We start from the raw sequence: 21954 nt of genomic DNA on the forward strand, positions 1-21954 counted from the left end.
GTCCAGGTGTCGGTGGCGGGAGGTCGGGATGAGTGACGACGGGCCGACGCCGAGCCCTCTGTCGTACGCCGAGGTGACCGACGAGGCGTACGCCACGCGGGCCGCGGCGGACTTCCGGGCCCAGGAGTTCGAGTTCGCGGTGGTGCTCAGCGGGCGGTGTCCCCGCTGCGGCCACGCGAGCGCCACCACGCTCGTCGACGAGGTCTACCGCAAGGACGCCGCGACGCCCGACCCGGGCTACCGGACGCTGCTGTGCGAGTGCGAGGCCGAGCACCCGGGGTGCCCGGCCGGGCTGCGGGGCTGCGGGGCGTACTGGACGCTGTGGCTGGAGGTCGAGGCATGATCCGTCTCCGTCCCGGCCCGCCCGCGACCGTGGCCGACCTGCGCGGCGCGCAGCAGCTCGCCGGACTGCTGCGCGGTGAGCTGGAACGGGTCCGCGCGGCGGCGCTGGCCTGGCGCAACGGCCTGGGTGGGCTGCTGGTGGCGCTGGTCGGGTTCAGCCTGATCCGGGGTCGCTCCGACGTGACCACCCTCGCGTCGGGCTGGGGCGCGCTGGTGGGGTTGCTGCTGCTCGCCGCGCTGGCCGTGGGCGTGGCCGGAGCGCTCGCGCTGCTGCGCGCGGCACACGGGCCGCTGACGGTGACCCCGGTGGCGGCTCTCCCGCCGGCCCCGCTCGGTGACCACCGGGAGGCGATGGCGGCGGTCCGGTCCCTGCGCATCGGGGTGGGGCTGGTGCTGCTGTGCACCACGCTGCTGGTCGCGGCCGTCGGCGTGACCTGGTACGCCCCCGGCCGCTGATCCTCCTATCGTCAGCGGCGCTCCGGCGCTCAGGGGCCCAGGTGCGCGTAGCCGGCCCAGGCGTCCGGGTGGTCGGGTAGGGCGGCGCGCAGGCGGCGGACCGCCGCGTGCAGGGCCACGGCCGCGCGGTCCGGGGCGATCCCTCCGCTGACCGCCAACCCGTCGTACAGGTCGACGCAGAGCCGCACCGTCAGCGCGTCCGAGATGGACCACAACGCGCCGATGACGTGCCGGAAGCCGGCCAGTTGAAAGGCCGTGCCGAGGGTGAGCGCCTCATCCGGCAGGGCCGCCCCGCCGCGTACCGTCTCGCAGGCGGAGAGGACGGCCAGCGCGGCCGGACGCCCCGCCGGCCGCCACAGGTCGCGGACGCTGAGCGCGCCGCCCGCCAGCTCAAGGCGTCCCCGGGTCGGGAAGCGCAGATCCTGCGTACCGTGGCAGGACAGGTGCGCGACGGGCTGCTCCGGCAGGGCGTCGAGCACCGTCGCCGGGCTGGCCACCGGGCCGATGAGCGAACGCACCCGGCCTAGATGCCGTCGGACGACCTTCTCCTCGCGCGCCACGCCGGGCAGGTCGGCCAGGCCGGGCGTCTGTGGCATGCCGACGAACAGCGCCGCGTCGACCGGTCCGGAAGGTGTCGGTCCACCCCGTCGGGCGTGCGTCAGCGCCCGTAGCGAGGCCGTGTAGGACGGCACCACCCGGTCGAGCAGCCCGTAGCCGCCGTCGGACGGGCCGGCCGCGTGCAGTGGCAGGAGGGTGAGCACGCCGGTGGGGCACCACCACAGCCGGGGCCGGCCGTCGTCCGTCGGCTCGGCGTCGGCGCAGGGCGGGGTGGGCAGGGCCACATCCAGGACGGGTACGGCGATGACGCGCCACAGCCAGTCCAGGGTCTGGGCGACCTCGGCGCGGGCCACCGCGTGCCGGCGTCGTACCTGCGGCGGGGTGACGTCCGCCGCCGAGGGCTCGGTGAGCACCGCGATCGCGCTCAGGAAGCTCGCCGTACGGACGATCAGCTCGGCCAGGGTCAGCTCGGGCAGCGGCACGACGGTGACCCGGCCGTCGGCGACGACCAGCGCGTCGCAGCGCCGGTCGGCGACGTTGACCAGCACCACCGGTCCGTTCGCGGCGGCCCGGGCCAGCTCGTCGAAGGGCGGCGGGCGGAGGAAGTCGGCGAAGCCGGGCCGGTCGCGGATCTCGGCCAGCAGGTGGCGGCGGCGGGTGGCGAGGTCGTACCGCTGCTCCGGCGTCGCTCCGGTCGCGGCGTCCGACCCGCCGCGTCCCCACGCGTCCGGCGACACCACCTGGGCCGGCGGCCGCGACCCGAAGCCGTCGAGGGCGGCTTGGAGGTCGGCGAGGCGGTCGGCGAGGCGGGGCGCCCGCGCGCGGAGCGCGGCCAGGTCCGCGCCCGCGTCGTGGGCGCGGGTGAGCAGGACTCCCCGGCCGTATTCGAGCAGCTCGACCGCGCGCTCCGGGCGGCCCAGGGCGATGGCGACCGCCGCCGCGTCGCTGGCCAGGCCGGGGAAGCGTGCGAGCAGGCGGGCCTGGTCGTCGGGGTCCATGCCGTGCCAGGCCACCAGGTCGATCAGCTCGATGGCGGTGGTGTACCCGTCGAGCGCGGCCGGCAGGTCGCCCGCCTGGGCGGCGTGTGCCGCGTACCGGCTGGCGGCCGTCGCTCGCAGCAGCGACGGCGCGGACTCGACGTGGGCGGCGGCGCGCAGCGCGGCGGTCGCCTCGACGAGCGCGCGGGAACCATCCGCGTCGACCTCGGCGACCCGCTCCAGAGCGGTGGCCAGGTTGCTCAGGCACATGGCGCGGGCGGGATGCTCGGCGGTCAGCTCGTCGACCGCCTCCCGGTAGGCGGTCAGCATGGCGCTGGCGTCGGCGTCGGCGTGGCCGGCCTGGTGGCGCAGCAGGAGAGCGTTGCCGAGGTTCGTGAGGATCCGGTGCCGGTCCCCGTCGGCCGACGGCCGCCGGCTCAGCCGATCGAGCAGCCGAACCGCCTCGTCAAGCGCCGGCAGGTCACCGTTGAGGCGATGCCGCAGCAGGTGGGCCAACGCGTGGGTGCCGACCGTCTGGGCGTACTCGATGGGGTCGGCCTCCTGTTCGGCCAGCTCGGCGGCCTCGCGCAGCGCGGCCACGGCGGTGTCGGAGTCCCGGGCGATACCGGCCGCGACCTCGTTCGGGGGCCCGCCGCTCGCGGGCAACGCGCCGTCGAGGAAGAGTTCGACCCGGCGGTTCAGGGCGGAGCCGTAGTTGGTCAGCGCCGGCAAGCGGTCCGGATGCCCGGTCGGCGTCGATTCGACCACCTGCGCCAGCACCTGGATCGCCTCGCTGAGGGTCGCCAGGTCCTGCGTCGAGGCGAAGAGCGCCTGCAGCACGAGGCCCAGGTTCGAGCGGTACCGGGGCAGCGACGCGGTGTCCGCATCGGCGGCGGCCACGGCCGATCGCAGCGCGACCGCGGCCGGCTCCAGCAGCGTTGGCTCGCCGGCCAGGTCGGAGAGTTCGCGCAGGGTGTTGCCGAGGTTGTTGAGCACGTGGGGGCGTAGCGGATCGGTGCGGGGCAGCAGCCGTTCCGCCTCGGTCAGCGCGTCGCGGCCGGCGCGCAGCGCGCTCACCCCGCCGAGGTCGGCATGGCCCAGGGCGAGCGCGTGGCCGAGATCGGCGAGGCGACGCGCCCGCTGGACGGGGTCCCGGGCGGCGGCCACGCTGGCGCGCAGCACCCGTACCGCCTCGGTGATGTCGTCGGCGCGTCGCCGCCGCTCGTACCGGGTCACCAGCAGACCGCCCGCGACGTGCCGTAGGTCGTCGCCGTCCGTCCCGTCGGGCGTCGACCCGGAACCGGTGGCGGCCCGGTACGCGTCGATCGCCGCGTCGAGGTCGGCCGGGTCGGCGGTGGTGTGGTGCCGCTCGGCGAGCAGGGTGGCGAGCCCGAACTGGGCGGTGCCGGCGAGATCCGGGGCGAGGCCGCCGAACCCGGTCAACGCCGACCGGTACGCCTCGATGGCGGTGTCCCGGTCGGCGGGCGTCCGGTCGCGCAGGAACCGCTCGGCGAGCGCGGCGCCGTGCAGCGCGGCGGCCCGGGGGTCGGCGCTGTCCCGGGCCGCGGCGAGGGAGTCGACCGCCTCGTCGAGGTCACCCGGCCGCCGGTGCAGCCGCCACCGGTCGCGCAGCCGTTGACCGAGGTTCATCCGCGCCATCGTGCGCACCGGCGTGTCCGGCGCGGCGACCCGGACCGCGTCCCGCAACGCGGTGATCGCCTCGTCCAGCACGACCGGATCCTGGTCGACGTCGTACGTGTCGCCCAGGACGTTGCCGAGGTTGAACAGCCGTACGGGACGTTGCGGGTCGCCGACGTCGGTCGCCTCCAGGCTCTCCCGGTGCGCCTCGACGGCCCCCGCCAGGGCCCGCCGCCGGCCGAGATGCTGGAACTGGTCGCGGTGGACCTTGCCGAGGGCGGACAGGTAGTGCAGGCGCTCGGGCGCTCCGGCCGGCGTACCGGCCAGCGCCTGCCGCAGCAGCGCCTCGGCCTGGTCGGCGGCCCGGTAGTCGCGGCTGGTCTCGGCGGCGGCCATCAGGAGGACGGCCTCGACGTACCGGGCGTTGGCAGCGCCGTCGCCGGAGCGGGTGGCGGGCGGCGGCGTTCTCGCCTCCCCGGGAGCGGGCCGGGAGCGCAGCAGCTCAAGTAACGGCGGCGGCACCCGTTCCGGCGCGAAGCGCAGCAGGAACTCGGTGAGCCGCAACGCCTGGTCGAGGTCGTCGGCGTCCTCGCCCGACGGCAGTAGCTGGTAGCGGTACCAGTGCAGGCCGGCCAGGAGGGACACGCCCTCGGCGACCCGCTCGGGCAACGGCCCGTCGGTGGACGTCGCGGTCACCAGGTCGACGACGGCCTCCGCGTCGCGGATCGCGCCGGAGTCGAGGACCGCCCGCCGGTCGCCGGTGGCCCCGAAACGTTCCAGCCGCTCCCGTAGCCGCCCGATCGGATCGGGTCTGAACCGTCGCCACATCGCGCCTCCCCCGCGCCGGCCGCGCCGACTCGGATCAGGCGTAGCAGACCGGACACGGAGAGCGCTAGCCGTCACCGTGTCCCGGCACATATTCGGGCGGGCCGCTGCATGACCGCCGGATCTCGGGGGACGATCACTAGGTGGCGGAGTGTCGTCCTGCCGCCGCCACTGCGAAGACGATGAAGGATGTGCGTATGGCGACCGACATCAGTAAGCAGCCCGCGAAGGCGTCCGGCACGTACCGGATCGGGGGTGACATCACGGTCAACCGCCTCGGCTACGGGGCGATGCAGATCACCGGCCCGGGAGTGTGGGGCGATCCGAAGGACCCGGCCGAGGCGGTACGGGTGCTGCGTCGGGCGATCGAGCTGGGCGTGACGTTCATCGACACCGCCGACTCGTACGGCCCGTTCGTGTCCGAGATGCTGATCCGCGAGGCTCTGCACCCGTACGCCGACGACCTGGTCATCGCGACCAAGGCCGGCTTGACCCGGTCCGGCCCGGGCGACTGGCGTGCGGTGGGCCGCCCGGAGTATCTGCGTCAGCAGTGCGAGCTGAGCCTGCGGCACCTGGGCCTGGACAGCATCCCGCTGTACCAGTTGCACCGGATCGACCCGCTGGTCCCGCTCGCCGACCAGCTCGGCGAGCTGGCGCTGCTGAAGCAGGAGGGCAAGATCCAGCACATCGGGCTGTCCGAGGTCAGCGTGGAGCAGATCGAGCAGTCGCGGGCGATCACCGAGATCGTCTCGGTGCAGAACCTGTACAACCTCGCCAACCGCAGCGCCGAGGACGTGCTGGACTACTGCGAGCGCAACGACCTGGCGTTCATCCCGTGGTTCCCGATCGCCACCGGGGAGCTGGCCCGGCCGGGCGGCCCGCTGGACGCGATCTCCAACGCGCACGGCGCCTCGCCCGCGCAGCTCGCGTTGGCCTGGTTGCTGCGTCGGTCGCCGGTGATGCTGCCGATCCCGGGCACGTCGTCGGTGGCGCACCTCGAGGAGAACGTGGCCGCCGCCGACGTACGACTCACCGACGACGAGTTCGAGGCGCTGGCCAAGGCGAGCTGACCGCGCTGGCCCGGACGCCGCGGACTCAGTCGGCGGCGTCCGGGCCGATCTCGCGGGCCTCGATGGCCTGGGCGGCGCGCAGCGCCTCGGTGGCCTGGGCCAGCAGACGGGCCGAGTCGGTGCGCCCGCTGACCTGCAACTCGACCTCGGTGTCCCCGGACTGGATCCGGATGCTCGCCTCCGTGCGCTGCTGGTCCACCCAGGACTGCAACAGGTTGAACAGCCCCGGCAGCAACCCCTGGGCCAGCACCGCGATGATCACGGCGTCGCTGAAGCCGGGCCGTCCCCCGCCACCGCCGGCCGCCCGGACCATGGGCCGGTACTCCGGACGGCGGTGGATCCAGGTCAGCAGGTCGACCGCCGTGGGCTGCCGTTGTCGGGGGTTGATGGTCAGCCGGACGGGCAGCCGCGCGGCGGCGTCGCTGTCGGTCACGGTGGGTCTCCCGGTCAGTCGGAGTCGGAGGCGGGCTGGAAGGTGACGGCGTCCCCGTCGGCGGTGGCGAAACCCGCGACGGTCAGCGCGCTGTCGTCGCTGAACGGTGAGCTGGTGCCGAAGTACGTGGTGGTGCCGCTGACCTGCACCCGGCCCTGACCCTCCACGGGCGTGGACACCCGGGCGGTACTCGGGCCGGTCAGCTCGACGGCGACCTTCGGGTACTCCAGGATCTTCCAGGTGACCTTCTGCGCCGACCCGCCGTAGTAGCGGAACGGGCAGCCCGGCGGGGCGGCGACCGTCTGCTTGGCGCACTCGTCCAACCAGGCGCGTACCCGGGTCTGGACGGCCTCGACCGCCGTCGGCTTGAGCACCGGGGCCAGTTCCAGGATCGCCGAGCCCTCCCCCGGGCCGACCAGCAGGGTCTCGGCGGGCGTCTCGCTCAGCGCGCTGGACGGGCCGGTCGCCGTGTAGAGGCCGGGCAGCAGCACCAGCGGCGGACCCTCGGTGGCGACCGGCAGCTCCACCCCGTTGAGGCGTACGCCCGGCTCGGCGATCGACGAGTTGAGCGGGATCGGCCCACCGGCCAACCGCCAGCCGTGGAACAGACCGGCGGTGGTCTCCTCCTCGCGGCGCAGGGTGAGGATGGCCGTCTTCGGCGCGTCACCCAGCCGGTACGCCACCGTGGCGGTGGCCGTGTCGTCGGCGCGCTCCAGGGAGGTGACCTCGACATCGGTCGGTGGCTGGTAGCCCTTGCCGCGCAGCAGTTGGGCGAGCAGCTTGTGGTCGGTGCCGTCGCCGGAGTCGGCGAGGTGGTCGAGCGCGGCCTCGCTGTCGCGGTCGGCGAGGGCGGAGAAGAATCCGTCGACCGTCGCCTGGGGGCGGAAGAACGCCCACTGCACCACGCTCAGCCCGCTGGCGCCGAGGCAGGCGACGAGGGCGAGGACGCCGACCAGCAGCCAGGTGCGGCGGGTGCCGACCGGGCCGCTGTGGCCGAACAACCGCTCGGCGGTGACCGACGCGGCGACGTCGGCGGGCACGCCGGCCTGGGCGGGCGCACCGGTGACCGACGCCCGCTCCAGCGCGTCGAGCCGCAGCTCGTGCGGCGGGTGGGTGGCGCAGACCGCCTCGTCCCAGCCGCTGCGCCCGCTCTCGAAGGAGAGCCGCCGCTCCAGGATGCGCCGCAACCCGTCAACGTGCCCGGTCAGCACCGCGCCGAGGTCGGCCCGGTACTCGGCGGCCCGTACGTCGCGGGCGTGCAGGGGCAGCACCACGTACCGCATGGTGAGCAGCACCGGCCAGAAGAACAGGAACACCACGAAGTTGGTGGCCGGGTGCGGGAACGTCCGCATCAGCCAGGTCGGCAGGGCGTGGGCGAGGGTGAGCGGCAGGCCGACGCCACGGACGAAGGCGCTGGTGATCTCGTCCCCGGTGCGCCAGTGCACCAGCTCGTGACTGAGCAGCGCCGCGACCTCGTCGTCCGGCTCGCCGAGCACGGCGGTGGTGACCACCACGTGCCGGGCGTACGTGCGGGCGTTGCTCAGGACCGGGTCGTCCTCCATGAGCAGCCGGGGCACACTGGGCAGGCCGAGGCGTCGCGCGCAGTCGTCCAGCAGCGGACGCAGTCGTGCGTTCTCGCGGCGGCTGGGCTGGCGCGCGCCGGACACCACCAACAGGCTCGGCTCGAGCAGCACCCGATACAGCGTGTAGACGACGCCGATCAGCGCCGCCGCGACGACCGTGCCGATCAGGCCGGTGAACAGCGCGAGAGGCTCGTCCACGACGGTCAGCCAGGGCAGCACCAGCACGGCGAGAAAACCGGCGAGGAATCCGACCACGAACCCGGCCACGCCGCCCAGCATTCCGCCGGAGCGGCTGAGGAACGCGTCCAGCAGCGAGCCGATCAGTGGCGCGTCGCGCAGCACCGCGGGGATCTGGTCGTCCGCGCCGGCGCCGCCGGCGAACAGGCCGACGACGGCGAAGCTGAGACCGCCCCAGAACGCCAGGAGCAGCGCGATCGGCAGGTAGAACCAGGTGGCGACGAACGCGCCGAGCACGCCCCGCCAGTCCCGCAGGATTCCGGCGCGCAGCCAGACCAGGGCGTTCGGGTAACCCGGTGGCCGGTCGGCGAACCCGCCGGTGGGCGGCGGCGCGTCGGCGGCCGGGGGTTCGGCGGCCCGGACGTCGAGCTGCGGCACTGTCGGCGGTGTGCTCTCCGGCGGCACACGCTGCGGCTCGGTCATGCCTGCTGCTCCCTCTCGACGGGTGGCGTCCACTATCGGGAGTGGACGGCCGGAGCAGGTTATCGAGGACGTCTGATGTCTGCCACACCGTTTCCCAGGATCGTCACGCAACCGACACTCGCCGTCGCGGGCACGGTGCGGCGGTCCCTCAAGGACCGCCGCACCGAAGCGCTCAGACCGCGAGGCAGTTGGGTCGCACCGGGCCGTCGACCAGGGCGCCGCGCACGATGGTGTACGCCGTGCCGTCGAGCACCAGGCCCAGGTGCCCCACCACCCGCAGCGGGCAGTACGACTGGATGAGCACGTTCGTCGCGCCGTCGTTGACGACGGCGTTGCCGGTCGGCCGCACCAGTTCGTCCTGGAGCGTGCGGATGGTGGTGTAGCGCACCGAGCCGGGGGTGTCGTCGCCGGAGTTGAGATCGGCGAGGAACGCCGAACCGATGGTCATCTGTTGGCAGGCGACGATGCCCGCGCAGCTACCGAGGCCGAGGAACGCCGCGATGTTGGCGACGTACGTGCCGTACTGGGGTGTGCCCAGGCTGACGTAGCGTCCGATGGTGGCGGTGCCGCCGAGCCGTTTGAGGTAGTAGCGGCTGACCAGCCCGCCCTCGGAGTGGGCGACGACGTCGACGCTCGCCGCGCCGGTGCTGGCGCGTACCTGCTCGACGTATCCGGCGAACGCGCGTGCCGAGGCGGGTATGTCACCGAGGCCCAGCCCGGGTAGCTGGTAGATGAAGGTCCGGTAGCCGTCGGCGCGCAGCCGGGCGGCGATCGGTTCGTACGCGACGGCTACGCCGCTGAGCCCGCCGACCACGATGACGGGGTTGGCCGCGGCGGCGGCAGCGGTCGTGGCGGCCGGAGCGACGGGGGCGGCGGTCGCGGTTCCCGCCGAGGCGAGGAGGGCGGCGGTGGCCAGGGACACGACGAGGACGGTCTTTCGGAGCAGCATGGCTGCACCTCCGGGGGAGGCGCCCGACGATCCGGGCAGGTGGGTGGGGGTGTCCGGTCGACCGTGCGACGATGATGCCCGCAACAATTCGGCAACGTCAATGACTTGTTACGCGCCGGTAACCCGTTGTCCCGTCGACGGCACAAACCGGCAAATCGGTCGCACTCCACAGCGGACACCGAGGGCACCCGCACACCCCCGCCCCTCGACGACCGGTGGCATGCTGTGGCCGTGGCCGCCGACGAACCCCCCGATCGCCAGCTGCGGGTGATGCCCTGGTGGCTGGTCCTGGTCGGCCTGCTGCTCGCCGCCGCACTGGGCTGGCTGGTGCTCGGCCTGCTGCTCACCGAGGCCGACCGGGCCGTCCAGCAGGACATCCGGGCCACGCTGCGCATCGACGCGATCCGCACCGGCCTGACCGTGGTCGCCGGCACCGGCGGAGGACTGGCCCTGCTGCTGGCCGCGCGCCGGCAGTGGATCGCCGAACGGGCCCAGCGCCACCAGGAGACCGTCGCCACCCGCGACCAGGCCCACCGCGACCGGGTGCAGGCACACGCCGAGTCGGTGGCCGAGGCCGCGCAGCGCCAGCAGGACCGGCAGTCCACCGCCGCCGAACACGACGCCGCCGAGCGCCGGCTCACCGAGCTCTACACCCGGGCGGTCGAGCTGCTCGGCAACGACAGCGCGGCGGTACGCCTCGGCGGGCTGCACGCGCTGGAGCGCCTCGGGCAGGACAATCCGTCACAGCGGTCGACGATCGTGGCGGTGCTCTGCGCGTACCTGCGGATGTCGCCGCCGGACGACGAACCGCGCGAGACGGAGGTCCGGCGCACCGCGCAGCGGGTCCTGACCCGGCACCTGCGCGAGCACGACGAGACGGCGCACTGGCCGGGCGTCGTGCTGGACCTGAGCGGCGCGGCGCTCGTCGACTTCGACGCCGCGGGCTGCACGCTCGTCGACGCGACCTTCACGGGTGCGGCGTTCACCGGCACGACCAGCTTCGCGGGCGCGACCACGACGGGACGGCTGCTGCTACGAGCGGCGAGCTTCGGCGGTCTGGCCCTCGACGGCCTCACGGCCGGCGGCGAGGTGATCCTGGACGACGCCCGCGTCCAGGGCCTCGCGAGCTTCGACGGGGCCGATTTCGCCGACGGCCTGTACTGCCGGCGGTCCCTCTTCGCCGGGCAGACCTCGTTCCGCGGGGCGACGTTCGGTCAGCCCACCAGCTTCGACGCGACCCGCTTCGACAACGACACCACGTTCCGGGAGTCGGTCTTCGACGGCGCACTGTCCATGGAGCACAGCGAGTTCGGCGAGTCGGCCAGCTTCTACTCGGCCCGTTTCGCGAACATGGCACTGTTCCGCTGGACGGTCTTCGAAGGCGAGGCGTCGTTCGATCGGGCCCGCTTCACCGACGCCGCGAACTTCGGCCGGGCCTGGTTCCACCGCATGGCCAGCTTCCGCGACGCGCAGTTCAGCCGACAACCCCAGGTGGAGCAGGCCCGGGCGGTCGTCGATCCCGGTCACCGGTGGCCGGCGGGCACGGTGGTCAGACGCCTGGACGACGAGTGGCTGGTGCTCGTCGACGAGTGAGCCTCGTCAGCGGGTGGCGGCCGCCGGGCGCAACCCGTCGAGGGCCACACCGAGGACGCGGTCGCGTTGCTCGGGCGACGGGAACTGGGCCATCGTGAGCCCACTGATCAGCCGCACCACGTCGTCGAAACCGATGTCGTCGCGAACCACGCCGGCCGCCTGGGCGCGACGCATCAGCGGCTCCCCGGCGGCGTAGATCTCCGTACGGCAGGTCCCGAAGATCTCCGAGTCGTGCAGCAACTGCTCGGCGAGCGCCCGCTTGGTGGCGACGTACGCGACGAAGCGGTGCAGCCACGCGACGAGGGCGTCCCACGGGGGCAGCTCGGCCAGGTCCTCGGCCGACCGGCTGAGCGCCCGGACCTCCTCGACATAGACGGCCTCGAAGAGGTGCCGCCGGGTCGGGAAGTTGCGGTAGAGGGTGCCGATGCCCACCCCGGCCCGGCGGGCCACGTCCTCCAGGGAGGCGGCCGCACCGTTCTCGGCGAACGCGTCGCGCGCAGCGGCGATCAGGGCGTCGTAGTTACGCCGCGCGTCGGCCCGCTTGGGCCGCTGCGCGAAAACCTCGGGCACCCCCGCGCTGGTCATGACGTGCGTCACCTCGTCCTGGTTGCATTCGGAGGCAACCCTCCGCTAACTTAGTGGAGGCACCCCTCCGGAACTCCCGGAGGCCTGCCTCCGGATAGCTTACCTCGGGGCCCGCCCGATCCGCCTGGCCACCCGATCGCCCGGACCCGACAACACGCCCGCCGCCGACGACGGGCGACAGACGCCTCCTTCCGTACCATCTCAGGAGTTTTCTCTCGTGGCAGTGACCTCCCGACGCGGCTCGCGTCGGCTCACCTTCACCGTGCTCGCGGCCGGCGCCGGATTCTTCGCGATGCTCCAGTCGCTGATCACCCCGGTGCTGCCGACCATCCAGCAGGACCTGCACACCTCCCAGAACACCGTGACCTGGGTCCTGACCGCCTACCTGCTCTCCGCCTCGATCTTCACGCCGATCCTCGGACGGGTCGGTGACATGGTCGGCAAGGAGCGGATGCTCGTCGTCTCGCTCGCCGCCCTCGCCCTCGGCTGCCTGGTGGCCGCCATCGCGCCGAACATCGGCGTGCTCATCGTCGCCCGGGTCGTGCAGGGCATCGGCGGCGCGGTCTTCCCGCTGTCGTTCGGCATCATCCGCGACGAGTTCCCCGCCGCGCGGGTCTCCGGCGCCGTCGCCGCCATCTCGGCGATCGTCGCCGCCGGCGGTGGACTGGGCGTCGTCCTGGCCGGCCCGATCGTCACCGCGCTCGACTACCGGTGGCTGTTCTGGATCCCGCTGGTCGTGGTGGGGCTGACCGCCGTCGCCGCGTACCTGTTCATTCCCGAGTCCCCGGTGCGTACCCCCGGTCGGATCGACTGGCGGGCCACCCTGCTGCTCTCCGGCTGGTTGGTCGCGCTACTCCTGCCGATCAGCCAGGGCGCGGCCTGGGGCTGGACCAGCACCCGGGTGCTCGGCCTGCTCGCCCTCGCCGTGGTGCTGCTGGCCGGCTGGCTGACCGCCGAACTGCGCTCGGCCAACCCGCTGATCGACATGCGGATGATGCGCCTGCCCGGCGTCTGGACCACCAACCTGGTCGCCCTGCTCTACGGCGGATCGATGTTCTCCGTGTACGCGTTCCTGCCCCAGTTCGTCCAGACCCCGACCGCGGCCGGCTACGGCTTCGGCGCCAGCATCAGCCAGGCCGGTCTGCTCATGCTGCCGATGCTGGTCGCGATGTTCGTCGCGGGCATCCTCGCCGGCCGCCTCCAGGCGGTGTTCAGCGCGAAGGCGCAGCTCGCCACCGGCGCGGCGTTCAACGTGGCGGCGTCGGCGATGCTCGCCGCCGCGCACGCCACCCGCTGGGAGGTCGCCGTCGCCGGTGGCCTGGTCGGCCTCGGCATCGGCCTGGCCTTCGCGTCGATGGCCAACCTCATCGTCGCCAGCGTGCCCGCCAGCCAGACCGGCGTGGCGACCGGCATGAACGCCAACATCCGTACCATCGGCGGCGCGGTCGGCGCGGCCGTGGTCAGCGGCGTGATCACCGCCCACCCGCAGGCGAGCGGCCTGCCCCGGGAGGCCGGCTTCACGGCGGGGTTTCTCCTCCTCACCGCGATCGCCCTCGCCGCCGCGCTCGCGGCCCTCGCCGTCCCGTCCGCCCGGCGGGCGTCGGCCGGTCGCCGGCCGTCCGCCACGACGATCGTCGAATCCGAGCTAGCCGGCGAGTTCGCCACCATGCCGGCGACCCGCTGAGGCCCGCGGCGCAGCCCGGGCGGTTCGCCGCCCGGGCTGCGCCTTGTGTCGGGGTACGCTGGCCGGTCGTCAACCGTCGTTCGTCAGGATGTGCCCATGCCCGACTTGCTCACCGCCGACCGCATCGACGAGATCGGCGCCCTCGGATCGGGGAGCCCCGACCCGGCGGCCCTGGTCACCGAGCTGGTGAGCGCCGTCGACGAGGGACGGGTCGCCGACCCCGCCGACACCGGGTACGCCCTGCTGGTCGCCGCGGACATCCTGGACCAGGCGGGTGACCTGACCGACGCGCTCGCCCTGGCCACCCGCGCCATCGCCGAACAGCCCGACGACAACACCCACGGCCGTGCCGTGCGCGGCGGCCTGCTGCTGCGCCTCGGCCGAGTCGACGAGGGCCTGGCCGAGCTGTCCGAGCTGCGTCCACTGCTGGAGACCGACCCGGACGGCGTGCACCTGGTCAGCGAGCTGACCGAAGCCGGCCACGCCGAGACGGCGATCGAATGGCTCACCGCGGCACTCGACGCGATGGTGGACCGCAGCCGCGCCCACCAGCACGGGTCCGAGGACGCCCAGGACACCGCCGCCGCCATGATCTTCGGCCTGGCCCAGCGGCGACACGACCTGCGCGAAGAGTTGGGCCTACCGCACGACGAGCACGACACCCTCGCCGACCGGCTGCGCGACGCGGCCAGCCACGCCGCCGACGCGCTCGACGACGGCCCGGCGACGCTGCTGTTCTGGCCGAAGCCGGAGTTCGACGCGCTGCTGGCGCGCTGGCCGGCCCTGGCCGAGAGCTATCCGAGCACCTGGGACGAGCACCGCGCGCAGATCGAGCGCGCCCTCGTCGACGCGTCCGGGCTCGGCGGCGGCGACCTGGGCGTCGTGGCGGGCAGCGTCGAGACTCTGGCGGCCTTCGCGGGCGCCGACCCCATCGACGAGGAGACCCTCGACGAGTACGCCGACAGCCTCGACGACGCGGGCATCACCTCCTGGCCGCCCGGCCGAAACGACGCCTGCTGGTGCGACTCGGGCACGAAGTACAAGAAGTGCTGCCTGCCCCGCTCGCGGACCTGACCGCCGCGCGGGCCTGATTGTCGCGCGGGCCTGATTGTCGCGCGGGCCTGATTGTCGCGCGGGCCGTTGCGCGGCCGCTCGGGTTCCCGGGGAGCGATGTCCCCTGCGTCTCTGATGCCGGTGAGTCATCAAGATGACTCACCGGCATCACGCTCACCCCTCCATCCGCCCCCGCCCGACGGCCACCCAGCACCCGCACGATCGATCGATGGTGGCGATTGTCGGCGATGGCTACCGTGAGCGTGGAAACGCAGCCACTCCATTGAGGAGGACCGCCGTGCGCCGTGTCACCACCACCGCCGCCCTACTCGGACTGTCTCTGTGCGCACTGCTCGTACCGACCCCGGCGAGCGCGGCCACCACCGTCGAGATCACCTCGGCGAAACTGGTCGCACGCGGCGTCGCCGTCGACATCACCCTCACCGTGACCTGCGAAGCTGGTCGGCCCGGCGGCGCGGAATTCAGTCTGCGTCAACGCTCCGGCGACAACGTCGCGTACGGCAGCAGCAGCGGTACGACCTTCACCTGCACGGGCGTCCCGCAGCCCGTCATCGGCCGGGTCTACGCGGAGAGCGGCGGCTTCGCCTTCAACCGGGGCATCGCGCTCGCCACCGGGAGTGTGGCGCTGTGCACCGAGATCGACTGCGACTACTCGCCGCGCATCCAGGCCGAGATCCGCGTCACCCGCTGACCGCCACCCGGAGTGCTCGCGTCGCTAGCCGTTCGGCGAACGTGCCAGGCTGGCGACGCGTGGTCAGTTCCCCAGTGCGCGGACCTTGGCGATCGTCTCCTGGACGTGCTGCTTGGCCGGCTCGCCGCCCTGGGCTGCCTGGGCCAGCGCCTGACGGTACGCGTCGATCATGCCGACCAGCGGCCCGGCGGCGACGCCCTCCAGAGCGCCGGCCACGAGGCTCCGCGCCTCGGCCGCGTCCTGTGCCGCCGCTGCGGTCTTGGCCTTCGCCTCCTCAAGCTTCTGCGACGCGGCCGCCAACTTCGCGATGATCTGTGCTGCGCTCACGCGCACCTCCCATGGTCGACCATCGCCTCCACCACCGGCACCGGCGGAGACCACAAGGGAGCGTACGAGATCCCCGCACGCAACGCGACCACTCGATGGCCCAACCGTTCGCGAAGATCACTTGATGCTGACCAGTCACCGCAGGCGCTCGACAACTGGTACGCATCAAGTGATCAAGAGACTCCGACCGGCTCAGGAAGACTGTCCACGATCTTGAGCGCGTTGATGGCCCGGCGAACGACGACGAATCTGGCACTCTGGCGGGCGTCACGACGGGGAGGAAGGTACGCCGGGGTGGAAGCGCTGAGCCGCACGCAGCGGCCACTGGACCGCGATCAGGTACGTCGCTACGTGCGGGCGTCCTTCGGCGCGGGCCACGCGATGGCGGACTGTGGGCCGATCACGGGTGGCGGCTTCGCGACGGTGTGGTGGGTGGCGCTCGACGACGGACGCGAGGTGGTGCTGAAGGTGGCGCCCCGACCCGACGTACCGCTGCTGTGCTACGAGCGGGGCCTGTGCGCGGCCGAGGCGCGGTACTTCCGCCTCGTATCCACCCGCGCGCCGCGGGTGCCCGTGCCGCCGTTGCTGCATCACGGCGACGACCCGGAACTCGGCGAGTGGCTGGGTCAGCGGCCTGATTCCCGGCCGTTCGCTGCGGGAGTGGGCAGAGTCGGAACAGCACCTCGACGACGCCCCGGCCCGGTACGAGTTCGGAGCCGCGATCGCCACGCTGCACCAGGTCAGCGGCGACCGCTACGGATACGACGGTGGCCGGGCGAGCGGCGCGACGTGGCGCGAGGCGTTCACCGCCATGCTCGACGGGCTGCTGGCCGACGCGGCGGACTGGGACGTCCGGCTGCCCATCCCGCCGGACCGGATCCGGGAGCTGCCCGAGCGGTACGCGTCGGTGCTGGACGAGGTACGCCGGCCGGCGCTGCTGCACTTCGACGGCTGGGACGGCAACCTGCTCGCCGAACCCGAACCCGAACCCGAGGCCGACGCCGACGGCAGCCTGCACCTGCGCGGGATCGTCGACGGTGAACGGTTCCTCTTCGGCGACCCGCTGATGGACCTGGTGTCGCCCCTGATCTACCGGCGGGTGGAGGACGAACCGGACAACCCGCTCCTGCGGGGCTACCGGGCCGCCGCGACCGATCCGGTGGTCTTCGACGAGGCCACCCTGCGTCGGCTCAGCCTGTACCGCCTGCACCTGTACCTGTTGATGACGGTCGAGATGCCCAGCCGGGGAATCACGCGCCAGAATCGGCCGGACCGGTTCGAGCGACTGGCCGACCTGCTGGACCACGAGCTGACCGAGCTGCGGCGGGACGGGGTTCAGCGCAGGGCGCGGAACAGCACCAGGTAGGCGCAGTAGCCCAGCGGCACCAGCAGGAAGCAGATCGCGAACCCGAGCGGCAGGTAACGCGGCGGCGTACCGGCGACCATGGCGGGCCTCCCCCACCGCCCCAACACCAGATAGCCGGCGAAGAACGCCAGCGCCGGCAGGCCCGCGCAGATCCACGCGCCGAGGGTGAAGCCGTCGACCAGCCCGATCCCGGACGCGAGCACCAGCGTCAGCATCAACACCCCGGCCGCCGCCCCGCAGGCCGCGTAGACGGCGACCGCCCGCACGAGCGGCGACCACGTCGGCAGCAGCGCTGGCCGCTGGGCCAGCAGCTCGGCCTGCTGCCCGTGCCGGTCGGCCTCGTCGGCCATCCGCCGGGCCAACTCCAGCTCCACCACCGGATCGACCGCCGCCGCGCGCTGCGTCGGCACTCCGCCGCCCGCCGGGCTCATGGCCGTCGGCAGCGCCAGCCGCGCCTGCCCCGCCGGCAGTTCGGGGTACGCCCCGACACCCGCCCGCCCCGGCGCGCCGGCTGCGCCGGCGAAATCCCCGTCCCCAGCTTCGGGCGCCGCAGACGTACCGAACCCGGCAGGTGGGCCGGGCGGCGCGGCGGCCGGTGGCTGGTCGACGCCGATCGCGCGGCCGAGCTGGTCGAGACGCTGGCCCTGGGCGGTCAGCCGCTGGTGCAGGTAGTCGGCGGCGGCGTGCAGGTCGCGGCGGCGCGCGGACTCGGCGGCGGCGTCCCGCTCATCGGCGCGGCGGTGCTCGGCGAGCTGTCGGGCCAGCGCCGCGTACTCCTCGAAGGACACCGTCAGCGCTCCCCGTCCGGCTCGTGCCCGTCGCGGGCGAACGGCACGATCAGCCTGGTCCGCTGGTCGTGCCGGTCGACCAGCAGCGCCCGGTCGGCGCGGGGCGTGTAGGCCAGGTCGTGCACCCCGAGGTGCAGGGCCAGTTCCGCACCGGGCACGTTGAGCGCGACGAGGCAGGCGACGTCGTCGCGGTTCTGGGTGCCGCCGAGGTCGTCCGAGAGCCGGCGCAGGCCACGCCACCAGCCCAGCAGGTGCACGCCCTGGGCGGGCCCCTGGCGCAGTACGGCACGCAGGTCGTCCAGGCCGGAGCGGAACGTCACCGGGTCGGCCGCCCCGAGCACCGGCGCGGCGGCGTCCATCCCGAACACCACCAGGTATTCCCGGCCGGCCGGCTCGGCGGCCAGCGCGGCGATCCGGTCGCGCAGCCCGGCCGCGTCGAGGCGGTGTACCGGATGACCGGCGGCCCGCAGCGTGGCCTCGGTCTCGGCGGCGACCGGGTCGGCGGCGGTGACCAGGGAGGCCACCTGGAACCGGACGTCACCGGGGGTGTTTTGACGGGCCAGGCTCAGCGCGGCGGCGCGCAGCACGTCCGCGCCGGCCGGTGCGGTGCCGACGACGGCGAGGTGCCGGCCGGGGGTGGTGTCCATGAGGAACAGCGCGGTGGTGCCGTGCACGTCGACGGTCCGGCCGACCAGCGCCATGGGGCGTCGGCCACCGGGGCGCAGCCCGGCGAAGGTCGGATCGTCCTCGACACGGGCCGCCTCGTACCCCTTGAAGACCGCCGGTGCCCGCGAGCCCGGCGGGCGGGCCTGCCACAGCTCGTGGCGCAGCGCGGCGAGGTCCCCGGCGGCGGCGTGCGCGTCGGGGAAGCGCAGCACGGTGTCCGCGCCGACCGCGCCGGCGGCGGTGTTGATGACGGCGGCGCCGATGGGAAGGGCTGCGGCGGCATCGTTGAGCTGGTCGAGGACGCCGCCACCGCCGGGCAACGCCACCCGCAGGGCGAACTGCCCGAAGATCGCCTCGGCCCGACCGTAGAGGGCCTCGATCCCGGTCATGCTCTGGCTGGCCAGCACCAGGTGGATGCCGTACGAGCGGCCCTTGCGGGCCAACTCCTCCAGCAGGTCTACCGATTCGCGGGCCAGGGCGTCGTTGCCGGCCAGGAGCACGTGGAACTCGTCGATGACGGCCACGATGCGCGGCAACGGGCTGTCTCTTGGCAGGTCGGCGAGCTTGGTGACGCCGTGGCGCTTCAACGCGGTGGCCCGCCGCTGTGCCTCGCGGCGCAACTCCCGCAGCACCGCCAGGCCGTACTCGCGGTCGGACTCGATGCCGACCGCGCGGGCGTGTGGCAGCCAGGACGGGTCGCGGCCGGTGGGCACGAACTCGCTGAAGCTCACGCCCTCCTTGAAGTCGAGCAGGTAGAGCTGCAACTCGGCGGGTGAGTACCGCGCGGCGAGCCCGTACAGGACGTCGAGGAGGAAGACCGTCTTGCCCGCGCCGGTACGCCCGCCGACCAGCCAGTGCGGGGTGGCGTCGTCGAAGGCGACCGTCAGCAGGGTGTCGAAGGCGACCGTCAGCGGCGTGGCGCCGGTCCGGCCGACGACGGTGCGCAGGCCGTTGGCCGAGGACTCGGCCCAGCGCCGCTCGGGCAGCAGCGCGGCGAAGGGCAGCGCGTCGGCGCGGCGGGCGGCGGCGCCGACGTGCTCGGCGAGCGCGCGGACCGAGGCCGGGGGCGGGTCGCCGTCGAGCAGCACGGGGGCGCCGAGGCCGCTGCCGTCGGCGCTGAACGGGGCGCCGGGCGGGTCGCCGACGTGCGCGTACCCCTCGCTGAGCCGGATGGCGGTGGTGCTGCCCAGCGGCGGCGACGTCTCGCCGGGCAGCCGGGACGGATGGCCGGCGAGGAGCACGCAGACGGCGGCGGCCGGGCCGGCGTGGGTGAGCGCGGCGAGTCGGGCCAGCTCCCGTGGCGCGGGGGCGGCGGTGGCGACCACCAGCAGCACCTGCCGGGTGGCGGGCTCGGCGTGCTGGGCGGCGCGGGCGTGCCGTTCGGCGGCGTCCAGCAGGGCGGTCACCTCGGCCTCGCTGGTGGCCGGCGGGTCGAGCACCCCGGCGTCGAGCAGCGGGCGCAGCGGGCCGAAGGTCGCGCCCAGCGCGGCGGTGTCGATGCCGGCGACCCGGACCCGACCGGGCGGCGCGGTGGCCACGAGTCGCAGCACCAACGCCCGCAGCAGCGCGGCGACCCGCCCGTCCCGGGCGTCGGTGTCCAGTGCCAGGTGGTGGCCGCCGCCGAGTGGCACGAGCACCGCGAACCCGCCGTCCTCGGTGGACGCCTCGCCGACGCGCACCGCGACCGGGTCGTCGGTCAGGGTGGCGACGCCGGGCGTCGGTGTGGCCAGCGCGCCACCGAGGCGCGCGAGCCGGGCGACGAGGTCGGCCCCACCGGCGCGGGGCGTCGGAGGCGGCGCCGCGCCGAGTACGGCCCGGGCCGCGTCCAGATGGGTACGGGCCGCCCGGTGGGCGGTGACCGCCTGCCCGTACGCCGACGCGAGCCTGCCCACGCATCGCCTCCCACGCCACGGCCGTCCGGTTCGCGCAAACCCTAACGGACAGCGGTGACGCCGGGACAGTAACCGACCCCCGCTTTCGGATCGTGGCGGCGACGCCTCCCCGCGCGCGGCAGGCCAGCGACGTTCACAGTTGTCGATTAGGTTGGCGGTGCGAAAACCCGATGGAGGGAGTGCACCTCGTGCGTCGAGTCCTCACGGCGGCCACCGCCGCCCTGACCCTCACCACCGCCGGCACCATGCTCACCGGCGCGCCCGCCGCCGCCGCCGCCCCGACGGCCTGGGGCCGACCGGTCGTCACCGCCGCGCCGCAACCCGGAGCGGCCGGCCTGGGCGACACCTACTACCCCGACTACGGCAACGGTGGCTACGACGTCTCGCACTACGACGTCCGGCTGCGTTACGAGCCGGCCACCGACCGACTCACCGGCACCACCACGATCCTCGCCACCGCGACGCAGGACCTCTCGACGTTCAACCTGGACTTCCTGCTCGACGTCGAGTCGGTACGGGTCAACGGCTGGGAGGCCGACGCCAGCACCGCGGGCACGCACGAGCTGGTCGTCACCCCGGCCCGCACCATCAGCCGGGGGCAGCAGCTCACCATCGTGGTGGGCTACGGCGGTGTGCCGTCTGAGACCCTGGTCGGCGGCTACACCGGCTGGACGCGCACCGACGACGGGGCGCTCGCGGTCAACGAGCCCGAGTCGGCCTGGTGGTGGTTCCCGAGCAACGACCACCCACTGGACAAGGCGACCTTCGACATCTCGGTGTCGGTGCCCACCGGCGTCGAGGTGATCAGCAACGGCGTGCAGCCGAGGCCGCCCGCGGCCGAGGCCGGCAACCGCACCCGCTGGATCTGGCGGACCACCTCCCCCACCGCGACCTACCTCGCGTACATGGCCATCGGCCAGTACGACATCGTCACCGACACCACGCCGGGCGGCCAGCCGGTGATCAACGCGTACAGCACCTCGCTGGGGGCGCTCGGGCCGGCCGCCCGGGCCAGCATCGAGCGCACCGGTGAGATCGTCGACTGGGAGAGCGGGATCTTCGGCCCGTACCCGTTCGAGGCGCTGGGTGGCGTGGCCGGCCCGGTGGACGGCATCGGCTTCGCCCTGGAGACGCAGACCCGCCCGGTGTACGGGCCGGGCTTCTGGCGGCGCGGCGCCAACACGTACGTGGTGGCCCACGAGAACGCCCACCAGTGGTTCGGCGACTCGGTCTCGGTGGCCGAGTGGCGCAACATCTGGCTGAACGAGGGCTTCGCCTCGTACGCCGAGTGGCTCTGGTCGGAGGAGCAGGGCGAGGGCACCGCGCAGGAGCTCTTCGACTTCGTCTACGCGAGCTACCCCGCCGACGACGAGTTCTGGCAGGTGCTACCGGGTGACCCGGGCGCCGACCGGATCTTCGACGACGCGGTGTACGACCGGGGCGCGATGACCCTGCACCAGCTCCGGTTGGCCGTCGGCGACGACGCGTTCTTCGCGATCCTGCCGGCATGGACGGCCGAACACCGGTACGGCAACGGCACCATCGAAGAGTTCCAGGCCCTGGCCGAACGGATCTCCGGCCTGGACCTGGACGACCTCTTCACCACCTGGCTGTTCACCGCCGGCCGTCCCGACGTGGCCAGCGCCGCCCGCAAGGCCACGCCGCCGGCTGAGCCGAAGTCCTGGTCCAAGATCCGCGAGTCCCACGAGCTGCTGTCGCACTAGATGATCGATTCCAAGGGATGTGGGACCGCAAGTAGACGCGAGGGCGTCCATGATCGGCGTTGTCTAGGCAACG

17 protein-coding genes are annotated in these 21954 nt (G+C 73.7%); 9 read left to right on the top strand and 8 right to left on the bottom strand.

Annotated elements, in window-relative coordinates; translation table 11 throughout:
* The first annotated feature begins 28 nt into the window (after positions 1–28).
* Complete coding sequence (locus tag ACLQ25_RS18180) at positions 29–343, top strand: hypothetical protein (RefSeq protein WP_425732031.1); 315 nt, start codon at positions 29–31, stop codon at positions 341–343.
* Entirely contained in the window at positions 340–798 is a 459-nt protein-coding gene (locus ACLQ25_RS18185; RefSeq protein ID WP_425732032.1) for a hypothetical protein, read from the top strand. The genes ACLQ25_RS18180 and ACLQ25_RS18185 overlap by 4 nt, the downstream gene beginning before the upstream one ends.
* Before the next feature lie 29 nt (positions 799–827).
* Here the strand turns inward: ACLQ25_RS18185 and ACLQ25_RS18190 are convergent, their stop codons facing one another.
* Entirely contained in the window at positions 828–4799 is a 3972-nt protein-coding gene (locus ACLQ25_RS18190; RefSeq protein WP_425732033.1) for a CHAT domain-containing protein, read from the bottom strand.
* Positions 4800–4993: 194 nt separating this feature from the next.
* On the opposite strand from ACLQ25_RS18190, the gene ACLQ25_RS18195 reads away from it, so the two are divergent.
* Complete coding sequence (locus ACLQ25_RS18195; protein ID WP_425732034.1) at positions 4994–5866, top strand: aldo/keto reductase; 873 nt, start codon at positions 4994–4996, stop codon at positions 5864–5866.
* Positions 5867–5891: 25 nt separating this feature from the next.
* On the opposite strand, the gene ACLQ25_RS18200 is transcribed toward ACLQ25_RS18195, so the two are convergent.
* From ACLQ25_RS18200 to ACLQ25_RS18210, 3 genes are all read right to left on the bottom strand, one after another.
* Positions 5892–6299, bottom strand: coding sequence for an effector-associated constant component EACC1 (locus tag ACLQ25_RS18200; protein WP_425732035.1), 408 nt, complete (start codon positions 6297–6299; stop codon positions 5892–5894).
* A gap of 14 nt (positions 6300–6313) precedes the next feature.
* Entirely contained in the window at positions 6314–8542 is a 2229-nt protein-coding gene (locus ACLQ25_RS18205) for a M48 family metalloprotease (RefSeq protein WP_425732036.1), read from the bottom strand.
* A gap of 172 nt (positions 8543–8714) precedes the next feature.
* A complete protein-coding gene (locus ACLQ25_RS18210) occupies positions 8715–9491 on the bottom strand; it encodes an esterase/lipase family protein (RefSeq protein ID WP_425732037.1) in 777 nt (258 codons plus the stop codon).
* Between the two features lie 231 nt (positions 9492–9722).
* On the opposite strand from ACLQ25_RS18210, the gene ACLQ25_RS18215 reads away from it, so the two are divergent.
* Positions 9723–11084, top strand: a complete 1362-nt coding sequence (locus tag ACLQ25_RS18215) for a pentapeptide repeat-containing protein (RefSeq protein ID WP_425732038.1) — start codon at positions 9723–9725, stop codon at positions 11082–11084.
* Between the two features lie 6 nt (positions 11085–11090).
* On the opposite strand, the gene ACLQ25_RS18220 is transcribed toward ACLQ25_RS18215, so the two are convergent.
* Positions 11091–11669, bottom strand: a complete 579-nt coding sequence (locus tag ACLQ25_RS18220; protein WP_396799248.1) for a TetR/AcrR family transcriptional regulator — start codon at positions 11667–11669, stop codon at positions 11091–11093.
* Positions 11670–11886: 217 nt separating this feature from the next.
* Here ACLQ25_RS18220 and ACLQ25_RS18225 point away from each other — a divergent pair, with 217 nt between their 5' ends.
* The 3 genes from ACLQ25_RS18225 to ACLQ25_RS18235 all read left to right on the top strand — a co-directional run bounded on the left by ACLQ25_RS18225 (position 11887) and on the right by ACLQ25_RS18235 (position 15118).
* Positions 11887–13353 (top strand): MFS transporter, encoded by a 1467-nt coding sequence (locus tag ACLQ25_RS18225; protein WP_425732039.1) that lies wholly within the window; start codon positions 11887–11889, stop codon positions 13351–13353.
* A 96-nt stretch (positions 13354–13449) separates the two neighbouring features.
* Positions 13450–14427 carry an SEC-C domain-containing protein gene (locus ACLQ25_RS18230; protein WP_425732040.1) on the top strand — a complete coding sequence of 326 codons (978 nt, stop codon included), beginning with the start codon at positions 13450–13452 and terminating at the stop codon, positions 14425–14427.
* 277 nt (positions 14428–14704) lie between these two features.
* On the top strand, positions 14705–15118 hold the full coding sequence (locus ACLQ25_RS18235) for a hypothetical protein (protein ID WP_425732041.1): 414 nt from the start codon (positions 14705–14707) through the stop codon (positions 15116–15118).
* Positions 15119–15181: 63 nt separating this feature from the next.
* Here the strand turns inward: ACLQ25_RS18235 and ACLQ25_RS18240 are convergent, their stop codons facing one another.
* Complete coding sequence (locus ACLQ25_RS18240) at positions 15182–15445, bottom strand: DUF6244 family protein (RefSeq protein WP_425732042.1); 264 nt, start codon at positions 15443–15445, stop codon at positions 15182–15184.
* An 811-nt stretch (positions 15446–16256) separates the two neighbouring features.
* Here ACLQ25_RS18240 and ACLQ25_RS18245 point away from each other — a divergent pair.
* Entirely contained in the window at positions 16257–16811 is a 555-nt protein-coding gene (locus tag ACLQ25_RS18245; RefSeq protein ID WP_425732043.1) for a hypothetical protein, read from the top strand.
* Here ACLQ25_RS18245 and ACLQ25_RS18250 read toward each other — a convergent pair.
* The gene (locus ACLQ25_RS18250) at positions 16781–17599 is read right to left on the bottom strand and encodes a hypothetical protein (RefSeq protein WP_425732044.1); all 819 of its coding nucleotides are present in this window, start codon (positions 17597–17599) and stop codon (positions 16781–16783) included. The two genes, ACLQ25_RS18245 and ACLQ25_RS18250, sit on opposite strands and share 31 nt — an antisense overlap.
* Positions 17600–17601: 2 nt before the next feature.
* The gene (locus ACLQ25_RS18255; RefSeq protein WP_425732045.1) at positions 17602–20157 is read right to left on the bottom strand and encodes an FtsK/SpoIIIE domain-containing protein; all 2556 of its coding nucleotides are present in this window, start codon (positions 20155–20157) and stop codon (positions 17602–17604) included.
* Positions 20158–20345: 188 nt separating this feature from the next.
* Here ACLQ25_RS18255 and ACLQ25_RS18260 point away from each other — a divergent pair, with 188 nt between their 5' ends.
* Positions 20346–21881, top strand: coding sequence for a M1 family metallopeptidase (locus ACLQ25_RS18260; protein ID WP_425732046.1), 1536 nt, complete (start codon positions 20346–20348; stop codon positions 21879–21881).
* The last annotated feature ends 73 nt before the right edge of the window (positions 21882–21954 follow it).

The organism is Micromonospora sp. DT44 (genome assembly GCF_049841635.1).
Classification (GTDB): domain Bacteria; phylum Actinomycetota; class Actinomycetes; order Mycobacteriales; family Micromonosporaceae; genus Micromonospora.